The sequence below is a fragment of the Acinetobacter bereziniae genome (genome assembly GCF_016576965.1).
In the GTDB taxonomy this organism is placed as follows: domain Bacteria; phylum Pseudomonadota; class Gammaproteobacteria; order Pseudomonadales; family Moraxellaceae; genus Acinetobacter; species Acinetobacter bereziniae.
The window spans coordinates 3815362-3829179 of record NZ_CP066119.1 but is presented as its reverse complement, the minus strand read 5'-3'; the positions used below and the strand labels follow the sequence as shown (position 1 = coordinate 3829179).

Here is a 13818-nt window from a genome sequence, read left to right as displayed (position 1 = left end):
AATACTTCGCTAGGTTGTTCAGCAAAATTATAGAAAAATATCATCAATTTAAATACCAGGACTAATTTATCACGACGTAACTTGTCCTTCTAAAACGATTCTTTGATTTAAACGTTGTAGTTGTAATAAAACATGTCGCCATTTTAAAAGTTGCGTTGCAAGAGCGTCTTGAGTAGAACCCATTTGTAATGTGTTGCGAATAAAACTTAAACCTAAGTCTGCAAATTGTTGGGCAAGCTCATTGAGTTTATCTTGATCATCACGATCAAATTGAGAACGACCTGTATTGGCATAAAACTCAAGCAATGTTTGTGTTTCTAAAACCAACACCTCTAAAGCAGACAGATGTTGTTGCTTTTGCCATTGTTTTTTCTGTTCCAGAAGCTTTTCAATTCGTCCTGTGATGAGTTCAGCCAAACTACTTTTCTTTTGTATTGGATGGTCATAGTCAAGACTAAAAATTTTTAATCCTTTGGAGGATTGCCAAATCACACTACATGGAATGAATTGCAACTGTTGTTGTGTTGTTTTAACACGCACCAAGGTTGCAAGGATTTTTTCATTTTGGATAAGATGGGTAAGATGCTTAATTCGAACAAGATATTCTGCTTCGATTGGAATCACTAATTTCAACGCAATGTCTTGTTGGTCTGTCACGCGATATTCAAAATATTGTTCAAGCTCGTTAAGTTCAGGTGCATTGATACTGCGATGGCGCAACAGAACATAACGTGATTTGAGTTGTTCTAGACTTGAATGTGGGACAAACATCTTTTGTAAAGTTTGCCATTCAGATACGCCGATATTCATCTGGTCTAAGTCAGAAATGTTCAACTCATTGAATGAACCTTTCTGTAAAAAACGGGTATCTGTGCTTGCACTGAGCTGAGTATCTGAACTTGATTTTGCATGGGTCAGTTCAAGTTGGTGTTGAAGTAAAAAGTTTAAAGAGCTTCCCCAAATTCCTGTGTTAGCTGCACTATGCATATCAAAAGTGCGGTCTAAATGATTGGCTCTAGCTTGAGTGACTTCTTTGATTTGTTGTTCAGAAACATCCCAAAAACACACCGTTAAACCATGCGCACCGCTGTCGGTACTCCACCATTCACAACCCAGTGGAATCAAATGAGCAATCGTTTCATTTTGATAATCACGTTGTATCACACCGCGAAGCTTGGCTAAAGCTTCTGTTTGAAACTCTGGGTTTAAAGACTCAATTTCTGAAAGTGCAGTCAAATAAGCATATAGATGTGCCAATTGATTATAAATCTGTTGTTCATCAACCTGTATATCGTCCTCTAAAAATTGCCGCATAGTGCCATGTAGTGTACGTAATAAACTGCCTAGGCGAGGAAGGTTTTGGGCGCGTGCCTGCATATTTAAAATATGCAGTGACATAACGCTTTCTTTGGCAAGATGAGATAAACCGTGTTGAATAAAGTTCTGACAAATTGTTTTAAGTTCTTCGATGAACTCACGATCATCCAAAGCAAGTTGTTGGTTTGGATTGTTTTGTTGTTCGTTTAACTCAATCGACCATTGCCATTTTTCTGGTGCATATTGCAAAAAGAAATAAGCGACGCATGCTAAATGCCCCGCAATTTTTTGTTTGTGATTGATTTCTGACAAGATGCCTTCAAATCCAGTTGCAGGGTAGAGTAGAACAGGATCAGGGCTTAAATCTGTTTGAAAAGAAATTTTATTGGTTTGAATGTCAATCTGACATTGTTCGGGTTGTGCTAACCAATTTTGAATAAATTCATAAGCTAAACGAATATTGGCTTTACCTGCCTGCTTTTGAATTTTGCTTGGATCAAAGTCCAAGAGTTGTTCTTTTGCAGATGCTGTGGCGTGCTCAGAGGTAACGGATGTATTGGAGCTTTGTTGCAGAGTTGTACTTTCAGTCGTATTTTCCAATACAAGCTGATTTGTTGAAAATTGAGCGACGTTTTCTTGAACCCATAAAATACTGGTTAAAATATGTTTGCAACAACCTTGAGCAGGGCAATTACATTGCGCCTGAGTGATTCCTTTTATCGGTAATAGAACCTCACATTCTTCAACTTTAAAAAGTAGTTGTTCATCACTGTGTTGAAGTAATTCAACGTCATTGAGCGCTTTTCGTGCACGTCTTAATAAGCCTGCATTACTGTGCATAATGAGGCTATCTTCATCGTATAGGGTATATATCTGCCAACTCATTGCATTACCTCTGCAAACCAAGTCGCTAAATGTTCAGGTGTCATTGCGGCGATTTGCATGCCACGTTCTTGGAGTTTTTGTGCCATATTACTGTCATAAACGGGATTGGCAGCTTGATCGAGTGCTGCAAGTCCAAGTAATTTACAACCTTGTTGGTTGAGTTGACTGGTGGTATTGAGCATCTGTTGAACAGATGCTCCTTCTTCAAAATCGCTGATCAAAACTAAAATACTGCGATGAGGCTGTTTGATTTTCTTTTGACAATATTGTAAAGCCTGCCCAATATTTGTTCCTCCTCCAAGTTGCATGGTGAGTAGAACTTCAACAGGGTCATGCGCCAAATGACTGAGATCAACAATTTGAGTATCAAACAGTACCAGACTGATGTTTACTGCAGGCAGTGCAGCTAAAATACTGGCACAAATCGCAGCATACATGATCGAGTCCATCATTGAACCACTTTGATCCACGCAGAGGACAATTTCCCAAGGCAAATGCTTTTGGACACGGGCATTAAAATAAGGCGTTTGAATAATCAGTTTTTGTAAGTCAGGCTGGTAGTTTTTCAGATTGGACTGAATGGTACGTTTCCAGTCAAAATTCTGTGCCTGTTTTAGCTGCGAACGTTTAAAACGATTACGACGCCCCTGAAAGGCTTGTAAAAATTGTGTACGAATTTTTTGTAGTAATTCCTCAACCACCTTTTGAATCAGCTCTCGAATAGCCGCTTTCATCTCATTGTTTAAACGACCACGCATACTCAGTAAGGCTTTGGCTACAGCTGGATTGGGTTCAAGTTGTCGAACATGTTCAGGATTTTTAAATAACTCGGTTAATTCATATCGTTCAATCGCTTGTTTTTGCATGCGTTCAAAAGTCGATTTTGGGAAAAGTTTGCGACTTTGATTCAGCCAATTAATTGCATTTAATTGGGATGCTTCTAAACCACCATGACGATTTTTACCTTGTTGGATTCCACGATGTTTATATTCATTTTGATAGAGATAATCGAGATTGCGTTCAAGCTTCAATTGCTCGCCAGAGAGCGTAGCAGCAGATAAATTTTGATCCGCGTAACGACCCAACATCAGACGCCAGCGACGTGCTTGATCCATTGCATCAAGCGAAACATGGCTGTCTGAGTTGTCATGTTGATTTTGTTCAGGAGGCAATTGGCTCATGAGTTTGCTCCCCAGTGTTCTAAATGGTCATATGCAAATATTTTATAAAGTTGCTGATTCAGTTGAACGCCTTGTAATACATCTTGCTCACTGATATGACTCAATACCTGATCCAGAATGGTGTCATTTCCAAGCCCTGTGATTTGGGCGATAAGTTTAGACACTTGTGTACTTTGTTTAGGCGTGAGTTGACTAAAGATATAACGTAAATCAGGCAAAATCTGAATAAAGGTATCTTCAGTCCAATGGCTGACCAATTGATGTAATGCATCAATTGCTACTTTTGATTGTACAAAGATTTCTGGTGCAATAAAAAACATGCCATGTAAATACTGCACCGAATCTTCAGGAGAACTGCCTGCGGCAAACGCCAGTTGTAAGTATTGTTGAAGCTGCTGTTGCTCGATTTGATGATCTAAAAACTGTAAAGTATGCAGTGCACCTTTCAATGCATTGAGATGGAACTCATCCAGTTTTGTTAGATCAATCTGTTCATACATCAAACTCAATAAATCGAAGTCTTGCGTTTTAAATACATGATGTTCAAGCGGCATCTTCTGTTGTTGGATGTTTAAAATCAGTTCATGTAAACTTTTTAGGTTTTTCAGATTTTGTTCAACTTTTTCTTCATGGGTATCATAAAGTTGATCAAGTAAAAAACAGGCTTGATAGACTGCAAAGCTTAAACTTTTTAATAGCATTTGTTCTGGAAGCTTGAGTAGTTTGCTACCATGCCATAAATAGTAGAGTTGTTGTGCTGCGCCAATTACTGAAGCCAAGTTTTGATCGCTTTCAAGATATCCATCGAGTTGCTGATTCAACAGTTTTAAATGCTGTTTCAATCTCAAACGGCAGGCGAGAGCCAATAACTTAGCAGTTTCAAATGCAGATTGCCCCATACCCTGTTTTTCATTTTCTTGCTGCAACTTGCACATTTTAATCAAAGCAATCTGTTCAAGCTGATTGCCCATTTCAGCTAGTTCAATTAAGCGTGCCTCAACACTAGGGGTCCATGCATAACGCCATTCCTCGAATAGAAGGTCCAAGCTTGCCCCTTGCACAAAATCAGGTCCTGAAATACGTTGTGCAAAATGACAGCCGATAAATTCCAATAAATGTAAGTATTGACTGATTTCTTGATGCAATGGTTTACGATAAATATCGAGTTTTCGATGACGTAAAATAGTGTCATTGAGATTAAAACGGTAAGTCTTAATTTGTTGATAGGTATTTTGAAGTAAGGCTGGACTATGTTGATTCTGTGCAACTTTACCAAGTCGTTGTCCACTTAAAAATTGAAAGATATGGGTAAATAAGTGTTGTTGCCCATCATCCATTTCACCTTTGATCAGTGCAGATTGTAATGCATCGAGTAGATCATAACGGCTAGGTTGATTGTGTCCGCGCAGTACCGCCAATTGCCATGCGATTTCCGCAGTATTTTTAAGTGCAATATATGGGGTGATATCAAGCGCATTTTGTTGATTTAAAAAATGGCACAATTCATTTAAATACTGAAAAAAAACTTGTTGTTGATCTGCTGGTGTTGGGGTGTTCTGAGTATTTAAGTTTTGCCAGTGGTATTGATAGTAGGCTGGTGATGGCATTCCAGAAGCATAACCATTCAGAGCATCAAGACGATCAAAACTATAACGAATCAGCCATGCTTGTTCTTGCCACTTTTGAGTTGAGTCTTGAACAATAAAGCGTTCAGCCTGAGCGGTATCACTCAAATTTTCAATTAAGGCAATACTATGGAACCCGCCTGTCACCACTAAAACTTTGTGTTCGGGATTCATCACCTTTTGGATACAATTCCACATCACGTCTTCACGGTGTAAAGAGGCTTCTCGTAAAAGTACCTCTCGTTCATAATCCAAACGCGCCAATGAGCACCACACAAACACATCATCAAAAAAACGTTGCGCCTGTTGTAGTTGACTGGCGTTTTGTAGTTCAAATAAATGATCCCATAGTTCGTCATGATTTCGACAATGCATGCTTTCAGCAAGTTTTTGAATATATTGGCTATGTGCAAAATATCGTTCAGACATCAAACTTTTTTGTTGCCAGTCAGCATCCTTTTGCTGACTTTTTAAAATGCTTTGCTGAGTCCAATCCAAGTCAATAAACTTAACTTCTGCATGCTGCTGTTTTGCCGCTTGAATCGCCACCCATTCTGGTGAATATTCACAAAAGGGGAAATAGGCAGAAAAAAACTCAGGTTGAGATTGATTGGCTTGATGTTGTTCATCCTGTTGTGCGCGAGACGGGGAACCGTTGTGATGAGATTGTGCTTGCGCGAAGATCGCAATCGGAGGCTCGGTGGCTTGGTCTTGTAAGCTTTGAATCAAGAACTCAAAACTGGTTGGCGCTTCAATCAATATATGTGTGGGTTTGATTTCATTGATGTATTGTTTTAAAGCAAAAGCACAGGCTGGACTATGATGGCGAATAGGTGCAAAGAATACATTTTGCTGTGCCAATTGTTGTTTAAGGTGAAATGCTTGTTTTAATCGAGCGGGCATTTCATCAATGACTGTGATTGGGTCCAGTAGTTGCATCATTAAAACTCTCGACTGGCTTCATAAAAACTTTTCCAATCGGCATCTTTACGTGCCCGTTCTTTTACTACTGTGTCCAGATAATAACGCAAGCGTTTGGCATCATCTGGATTATCTTTAAAGACAACCCCAACCAACTGTTGTGCAATATGCTCTGCTTTTAAAATACCGTCACTCAGATAGATGGCTTGAAGTCCTGCGGCATGGGCGATATTTACAGCTTCGGCTGTAGACATGACCGCATCAGGTGTTTTTAAGCTTGCACCTTGTAGACTTTGCCCTGTTCTTAATTCATTGAAAATAGTGACTAATAGCTCAATGATTTGTGGGCGTATTTGAATTTCTTGATAAAGTTCTGCAAGCTGCTGTTTCAGCTGCAATCCAACCAGCTCAATTTCAAACTTTCGGTCACGAATCGCTTTGACGGTTTCAAAATTAAAGCGGCGTTTTAATGCAGCTGACATCTCATGTACACCACGATCACGTAAGTTGGCTGTGGCAATGATATTAAAACCCTGAGTTGCAGCTAAGTTAAAATCTTGTCCCATTTCTGGAATCATCATTTGTTTTTCTGAAAGTAATGACACCAAAACATCTTGAATTTCTGGTGGGCAACGGGTGATTTCTTCAAACCGTGCAATTTGACCATTTTTCATGGCGTGAAATAAGGGGGATGGAATCAGTGATTTTTCAGTAGGACCTTCTGACAATAGCAGGGCATAGTTCCATGAGTATTTAATGTGGTCTTCGGTTGTACCCGCAGTTCCTTGTATAGTGAGATGAGAGTTTCCAGAGATGGCTGCACTGAACAGTTCTGAAAGCATGGATTTAGCCGTCCCCGGTTCACCTACCAGCATCAGCCCTTGATTTCCCATCAATGTGACTAAGGCACGGTCAACAAGTGCATCATCGCCATAAAACTTTTTTTGAATATCAAGTTTGTGATCACCTAAAATAAATGAACGAACCGCATACGCTGAAAGTTGCCAACCTGCTGGTTTTCTGTGTTGATCCTGTTCTTTTAAACGCTCAAGTTCTGCTTGATATTTTTGTTCTGAACTGTATTTAATTTGACTCTGTAAATTCTGTTTCATAATCATTGAGTAAATATATTTGAAGGAATAAAACTATCATAACTGGCAAAAGCCAAGATCACCACCCGTTCAATTGTTGTTCGCGACAAATTGTGACATCTATTTGTTAATCTTATTGTTTATAAGAAAATATATTGATTTATCGCCATCGAGTAGCGTTCAGATTGTTTATAATTGTATCGTATACTGATCTGTACTGAAATTTTATGAAATAGTAATTGTATTGGTGAATGATTCGGTACATTAATGTACAGGGGGTGTTGCTGATTCCATCGTAGATGATTTGTCAGCAGACTCAGGGTATATGTCTTAGTATTAGTAATATAAACATAGTTACAGAGGATGCAGATGGTAAATTCCAATAAAAAACATTCAAGCGGACTTATTTCAAATGCTTTTGGTGTAGCAAAAAAACTCAGTGAAACGGGTTTAAATGTGCTTCAGCATGTCGCGCCAGGAACAGTCAGTAAGCTTACACAAAGCCCTCAAGCAGACTCAGTTGTTCAAGGTACAGCCCAAGAAAAAAATGCTTTTGAGCGAAAAAAATATGAAAATCCTCAGCAAATGATGCGTGAGCATTTACCCAATGTAACTGGCAAACTGTTGGGAAAACATTCAAAAAAAATCAATCATGTTGCTTCATTTATTTCCCCAGACTTAAATGAAAAACTGTCAGATTTCCTTTTCGATAAACTCAATGATTTTGTCTCTGAGTTGACCTCTGCTGAGTCCGTATTAAAAGAGGTTGGTGCAAAAAATCTAGCAGAACTTAGTCAAGATACTGAACGTTCACGACGGATCAGTACTGCATTAGCGAATCAAAATAAGATTATTGCCGCAATTCAGGGGACATTGACAGGTGCGGTTGGAGGCGTTGGTGCGATTATTGATGTACCAACTTCCTTGGCTCTGGCGCTACGCAGTGTTTACCATACTGGGCGAGCATATGGTTTTGAGTTACAGGCTAAAGACCATACCGTTGTAGAATATATTTTTAAACAGATTGACCTTGGGACTGTCGCTGAAAAGCAGGCATTAATTGCGGCAATTCGAACATTTGCGGGTGTTTTGCAAACCCATAATGTCAATCAACTCCAGCAATTATTAGGTTCAGCAAATGATGCTGAGCTGTTAAAAAAATGGATTGCCAATGAAGATGGTTCATTTAAATTATCATGGATGAATAATCTTCCACAGTTTAATCTGTTGACGCGTTTAACACCTTTAGCCACGATGGGAATCAGCGCTGTATATAGTTGGAAATTGGTGGATGATGCCACAGCGCAAGCTCAAATCGTTTTTTCAGGAGCACGTCAATATTTGCTTCAGCACCCTGATCAAACAATCGATACTTTAGAGGCTTATGAGCAGTTTACTCAGTTGCTGTCTGATGCCAATCCATTACTTTTAGTGGATTCATCGCAAAAGAGTAATCCAGAGAAAACAGACACACAAATTGAGAACAAAACCATTACTCAAGTTGAAGTGAAAGAAAAACCCAATGAGAAAGATGTTGTTTCAAATCCTGTAGAAAAAGTTGAGCAGGGTATTCAGAAATTAGCTGATACGCATATTGGAAAAAACACGTCTGAACAGTTGGATGAAAAATCGATCCCGGCAAAACCTCGCCGCAATGTACAGAAAAAGCCAGCTACAGCTACTTCAACTTCTGCGGTAAAGGCAACGACAGCCGCAAAAACTGTAACAAAAAAACGTACACCAGCCAAACCGAAAGTTAATGCTGAAAATGCAGTAAAAGGCACTGGAAAAAACGCAGAAGCTACTGATAAAAAATCAGAAAATAAGCCGGAATAAGTTTGCTTGGTTTTATCTGCAAAGTTCGAAATGGTCAATATTTGACAGTACGTTGAATATTGACCATTTTTACATCTTGGCTTACAATTGCATGCCCTCAAAAAGTGGTAATTTTTTGAGGCTTTTTATTAACGGGAGAATTGCCATATGGCAACAACAAATCAGTTGATCCGTAAGGGTCGTACAACTTTGGTTGAAAAATCAAAAGTTCCTGCGTTGAAGGCTTGTCCACAACGTCGTGGTGTTTGTACACGTGTTTATACAACTACACCTAAAAAACCTAACTCAGCAATGCGTAAAGTTTGCCGTGTTCGCTTAACTTCAGGTTTTGAAGTTTCTAGCTATATCGGTGGTGAAGGTCATAACCTACAAGAGCACAGTGTTGTTCTTATCCGTGGTGGTCGTGTTAAAGACTTACCAGGTGTACGTTACCATACCGTTCGTGGTTCTTTGGACTGTGCTGGTGTTAAAGATCGTAACCAGTCTCGTTCAAAATACGGTACTAAACGTCCTAAGAAATAATCTTTCGAGATTCGCTTCTTAAGCCGATAGAACCACAATCCTTTATCGTCTCGCTTGTCTGATTTCTGCATTAATTTTGTGAAATTCAAGCGACGTGTAGTAAGGCCAGCGAATAGCACATGACACTTTGTGCTGATGCTGGATAAACCTGAAGTGTCATATTTATAGGTAGATTAAAATGCCAAGACGTCGCGTAGTTGCTGCTCGTGAAATCCTTCCGGATCCTAAGTTCAGTAGCCAAACAATCGCTAAATTCATGAACCACGTAATGCAAGATGGTAAAAAGTCTATTGCTGAAAGTATCGTTTACGGTGCTTTAGACCGCGTTCAAGAAAAAAACAAAGTTGACCCAGTTGAATTTTTTGAGACTACTCTTGAAAAAGTTCGTCCTATGGTCGAAGTAAAAGCACGCCGTGTTGGTGGTGCTACTTATCAAGTACCTATGGAAGTACGCCCATCCCGTCGTACTGCCTTGGCTATGCGTTGGTTAGTAGATGCTGCTGCTAAGCGTTCTGAAAAAACTATGGCGTTACGTCTTGCTGGTGAGTTGCTTGATGCAGCTGAAGGTAAAGGCGCAGCGATCAAAAAACGTGAAGATGTGCACCGTATGGCTGAAGCTAACAAAGCCTTCTCTCACTACCGCTTCTAAGCGGCTAAAACAGTCCCTTATCAGGAGAATACTCATGCGTATTGCAGCTCGATTTAACATCGCCCTCTACCAAAGTGGGGGATTTGCGGGTATTTAAGTTGCCCATTACGTATTGAGTATCCGTACGCATCAATGCTTCATTGATGCGTCCTGTTTTAAACAACAAAATTTAGGAATGCAAGAAATCATGGCTCGTCAAACCCCAATTTCTCGTTATCGTAACATTGGTATTTCTGCGCACATTGATGCTGGTAAAACCACGACTACAGAACGTATTTTGTTCTACACAGGTGTATCTCACAAAATCGGTGAAGTACATGATGGTGCAGCAACAATGGACTGGATGGAACAAGAGCAAGAACGTGGTATTACAATCACTTCAGCTGCTACGACTACATTCTGGTCAGGTATGAGTAAACAGTTCCCTGAACACCGTATCAACGTAATTGATACACCGGGACACGTAGACTTCACAATCGAAGTTGAACGTTCTATGCGTGTTCTTGACGGTGCTTGTATGGTTTACTGTGCTGTAGGTGGTGTACAACCTCAGTCTGAAACTGTATGGCGTCAAGCGAACAAGTACCAAGTACCTCGTTTAGCATTCGTGAACAAGATGGACCGTACAGGTGCAAACTTCTTCCGTGTTGTTGAACAAATGAAAACACGTCTTGGTGCACATCCTGTACCAGTTGTGATTCCAGTTGGTGCTGAAGAAAACTTCCAAGGTGTTATCGACCTGATCGAAATGAAAGCGATCATTTGGGACGAAGCTTCTCAAGGTATGAAGTTCGAATACGGCGATATTCCAGCTGATCTTCAAGCGACTGCTGAAGAATGGCGTACAAACATGGTTGAAGCTGCTGCTGAAGCTTCTGAAGAGTTAATGGACAAATACCTTGAAAATGGTGATCTTGATAAAGAAGACATCGTTTCTGGTTTACGTGTTCAAACATTAGCTTGTCAAATTCAACCAATGCTTTGTGGTACAGCGTTCAAAAACAAAGGTGTTCAACGTATGTTGGATGCTGTAATTGAATTCTTGCCATCACCTACAGAAGTGAAAGCGATTGAAGGTGTACTTGACGATAAAGCTGAAACTAAAGCTGTTCGTGAAGCATCTGACGAAGCTCCATTCTCTGCGTTGGCGTTCAAAATCATGAACGACAAGTTCGTAGGTAACTTGACATTCGTACGTGTTTACTCTGGTGTTCTTAAACAAGGTGATTCTGTTTATAACCCAGTGAAATCTAAACGTGAACGTATTGGTCGTATCGTGCAAATGCACGCAAACGATCGTCAAGACGTTGAAGAAATCCGTGCGGGTGATATCGCTGCGTGTGTAGGTCTTAAAGACGTAACTACAGGTGATACACTTTGTGATGAGAAAAATGTCATCACACTTGAGCGTATGGAATTCCCTGAGCCAGTAATTGCACTTGCAGTTGAGCCAAAAACTAAAGCTGACCAAGAAAAAATGTCGATTGCTTTAGGTCGTTTGGCGAAAGAAGATCCATCGTTCCGTGTTCGCACTGACGAAGAATCTGGTCAAACAATTATTGCGGGTATGGGTGAGCTTCACCTTGACATCATCGTTGACCGTATGAAACGTGAATTCGGTGTTGAAGCGAACATTGGTAAACCAATGGTTGCTTACCGTGAGACAATCAAAAAGTCTGTTGAACAAGAAGGTAAATTCGTTCGTCAAACTGGTGGTAAAGGTAAGTTCGGTCACGTATACGTACGTTTAGAACCGCTTGATCCTGAAGCTGGTAAAGAATACGAATTTGCTGAAGAAGTTGTTGGTGGTGTTGTACCTAAAGAATTCTTCGGTGCAGTTGACAAAGGTATTCAAGAACGTATGAAGAATGGTGTCTTGGCTGGTTACCCTGTTGTGGGTATCAAAGCGACATTATTTGACGGTTCTTACCACGATGTCGACTCTGACGAATTATCGTTCAAAATGGCAGGTTCTTACGCATTCCGTGATGGTTTCATGAAAGCAGATCCGATTTTGCTTGAACCGATCATGAAAGTTGAAGTAGAAACTCCAGAAGACTACATGGGCGATATCATGGGTGACTTAAACCGTCGTCGTGGTATGGTTCAAGGTATGGATGACTTACCTGGCGGTACTAAAGCAATTCGTGCTGAAGTTCCACTTGCTGAGATGTTTGGTTACGCGACTCAAATGCGTTCTATGTCTCAAGGTCGTGCGACATACTCTATGGAATTTGCTAAATATGCTGAAACTCCACGTAACGTGGCTGAAGGCATCATTTCTAAATTCCAGTCTGGCGGTAAAAAAGGTGACGACGAGTAATCTTTCGATTACTATAAGCCCAAACTAATTCATAGTTAAAAACCAAGTGCTCATGCAGTGACCCTGCATGAGTAGTTAAAAAAGGAAGCTCTCATGGCTAAGGCTAAGTTTGAACGTAATAAGCCACACGTAAACGTGGGTACAATTGGTCACGTTGACCATGGTAAAACAACTTTAACTGCTGCAATTGCAACTATCTGTGCAAAAACTTACGGCGGTGAAGCTAAAGACTACGCAGCAATCGACTCTGCACCAGAAGAAAAAGCACGTGGTATTACAATTAATACTTCACACGTAGAATACGATTCTCCAATCCGTCACTACGCTCACGTAGACTGCCCAGGACACGCCGATTATGTTAAAAACATGATCACTGGTGCTGCTCAGATGGACGGTGCGATCCTTGTATGTGCTGCGACTGATGGTCCAATGCCACAAACTCGTGAACACATCCTTCTTTCTCGCCAAGTAGGTGTACCTTATATTCTTGTATTCCTTAACAAGTGTGACCTTGTTGATGATGAAGAATTACTTGAATTAGTAGAAATGGAAGTTCGTGAACTTCTTTCTACTTATGACTTCCCAGGTGATGACACTCCAATCATCCGTGGTTCAGCACTTGCTGCACTTAATGGTGATGCTGGTCAGTATGGCGAATCTGCAGTTCTTGCACTTGTTGAAGCGCTTGACTCTTATATCCCAGAACCAGAGCGTGCAATCGACAAAGCATTCTTGATGCCAATCGAAGACGTATTCTCAATCTCTGGTCGTGGTACAGTGGTAACAGGTCGTGTAGAATCTGGTATCGTTAAAGTAGGCGAAGAAGTTGAAATCGTTGGTATTAAAGATACAGTTAAAACAACTGTAACTGGCGTAGAAATGTTCCGTAAACTTCTAGACGAAGGTCGTGCTGGCGAGAACTGTGGTGTACTTTTACGTGGTACTAAGCGTGAAGACGTACAACGTGGTCAAGTACTTGCTAAACCAGGTACAATCAAGCCGCACACTAAATTCGACGCAGAAGTATATGTACTTTCTAAAGAAGAAGGTGGTCGTCATACTCCGTTCCTTAACGGTTACCGTCCACAATTCTACTTCCGTACAACTGACGTAACTGGTGCAATCCAATTACAAGACGGTGTTGAAATGGTAATGCCAGGCGACAACGTTGAAATGTCAGTAGAATTGATCCACCCAATCGCAATGGACCCAGGTCTACGTTTTGCGATCCGTGAAGGTGGTCGTACAGTTGGTGCTGGTGTAGTTGCTAAAGTAACTGCATAATCGCTGATTGTGTATAAAAAAGCGCTCCTATGGGGCGCTTTTTTTATGGCTAAAACAAAACCTATAAATTGTCAGACAATTACAGTCTAAAGCTGTCCTTAACTGATATTTGTGTGACCTAATCTGCAATTATCCAAAAATTATAAAAAAGTAAGATAAAGAAAGAGAAAAACAAACATAAAGA

Annotated in this window: 9 protein-coding genes; 5 read left to right on the top strand and 4 right to left on the bottom strand. The window is 40.3% G+C overall.

Going from position 1 to position 13818, the window contains the following annotated elements; genetic code table 11:
- Positions 1–69: 69 nt before the first annotated feature.
- Genes I9192_RS17800 through I9192_RS17785 form a run of 4 tightly spaced genes read right to left on the bottom strand, consistent with a single transcriptional unit; the run spans position 70 to position 7041 of the window.
- Positions 70–2202: a hypothetical protein gene (locus I9192_RS17800; protein ID WP_005033608.1), complete on the bottom strand. Its 2133-nt coding sequence runs from the start codon at positions 2200–2202 to the stop codon at positions 70–72.
- Complete coding sequence (locus I9192_RS17795; protein WP_005033606.1) at positions 2199–3383, bottom strand: VWA domain-containing protein; 1185 nt, start codon at positions 3381–3383, stop codon at positions 2199–2201. The genes I9192_RS17800 and I9192_RS17795 overlap by 4 nt, the downstream gene beginning before the upstream one ends.
- The gene (locus I9192_RS17790) at positions 3380–5950 is read right to left on the bottom strand and encodes a DUF5682 family protein (RefSeq protein ID WP_005033603.1); all 2571 of its coding nucleotides are present in this window, start codon (positions 5948–5950) and stop codon (positions 3380–3382) included. The genes I9192_RS17795 and I9192_RS17790 overlap by 4 nt, the downstream gene beginning before the upstream one ends.
- On the bottom strand, positions 5950–7041 hold the full coding sequence (locus tag I9192_RS17785; protein ID WP_005033601.1) for an ATP-binding protein: 1092 nt from the start codon (positions 7039–7041) through the stop codon (positions 5950–5952). Before I9192_RS17785 ends, I9192_RS17790 begins: the two co-directional genes overlap by 1 nt.
- 348 nt (positions 7042–7389) lie before the next feature.
- Between I9192_RS17785 and I9192_RS17780 the strand changes: the two genes are divergently transcribed.
- From I9192_RS17780 to tuf, 5 genes are all read left to right on the top strand, one after another.
- Entirely contained in the window at positions 7390–8856 is a 1467-nt protein-coding gene (locus I9192_RS17780) for an EcsC family protein (protein ID WP_005033599.1), read from the top strand.
- A 147-nt stretch (positions 8857–9003) separates the two neighbouring features.
- Complete coding sequence (rpsL, locus tag I9192_RS17775) at positions 9004–9378, top strand: 30S ribosomal protein S12 (protein WP_002050319.1); 375 nt, start codon at positions 9004–9006, stop codon at positions 9376–9378.
- 178 nt (positions 9379–9556) lie between these two features.
- Entirely contained in the window at positions 9557–10027 is a 471-nt protein-coding gene (gene rpsG / locus I9192_RS17770; RefSeq protein WP_004655203.1) for a 30S ribosomal protein S7, read from the top strand.
- Between the two features lie 187 nt (positions 10028–10214).
- On the top strand, positions 10215–12350 hold the full coding sequence (fusA, locus tag I9192_RS17765) for an elongation factor G (protein WP_005033597.1): 2136 nt from the start codon (positions 10215–10217) through the stop codon (positions 12348–12350).
- A 93-nt stretch (positions 12351–12443) separates the two neighbouring features.
- On the top strand, positions 12444–13634 hold the full coding sequence (gene tuf / locus I9192_RS17760) for an elongation factor Tu (RefSeq protein ID WP_004718491.1): 1191 nt from the start codon (positions 12444–12446) through the stop codon (positions 13632–13634).
- Positions 13635–13818: the final 184 nt, after the last annotated feature.

Excerpts from the sequence above, each read along its gene's own strand:
- I9192_RS17800 (WP_005033608.1), bottom strand. The coding sequence starts at position 2,202 with ATGAGTTGGCAGATATATACCCTATACGATGAAGATAGCCTCATTATG.
- I9192_RS17795 (WP_005033606.1), bottom strand. The coding sequence starts at position 3,383 with ATGAGCCAATTGCCTCCTGAACAAAATCAACATGACAACTCAGACAGC.
- I9192_RS17790 (WP_005033603.1), bottom strand. The coding sequence starts at position 5,950 with ATGATGCAACTACTGGACCCAATCACAGTCATTGATGAAATGCCCGCT.
- I9192_RS17785 (WP_005033601.1), bottom strand. The coding sequence starts at position 7,041 with ATGAAACAGAATTTACAGAGTCAAATTAAATACAGTTCAGAACAAAAA.
- I9192_RS17780 (WP_005033599.1), top strand. The coding sequence starts at position 7,390 with ATGGTAAATTCCAATAAAAAACATTCAAGCGGACTTATTTCAAATGCT.
- rpsL (WP_002050319.1), top strand. The coding sequence starts at position 9,004 with ATGGCAACAACAAATCAGTTGATCCGTAAGGGTCGTACAACTTTGGTT.
- rpsG (WP_004655203.1), top strand. The coding sequence starts at position 9,557 with ATGCCAAGACGTCGCGTAGTTGCTGCTCGTGAAATCCTTCCGGATCCT.
- fusA (WP_005033597.1), top strand. The coding sequence starts at position 10,215 with ATGGCTCGTCAAACCCCAATTTCTCGTTATCGTAACATTGGTATTTCT.
- tuf (WP_004718491.1), top strand. The coding sequence starts at position 12,444 with ATGGCTAAGGCTAAGTTTGAACGTAATAAGCCACACGTAAACGTGGGT.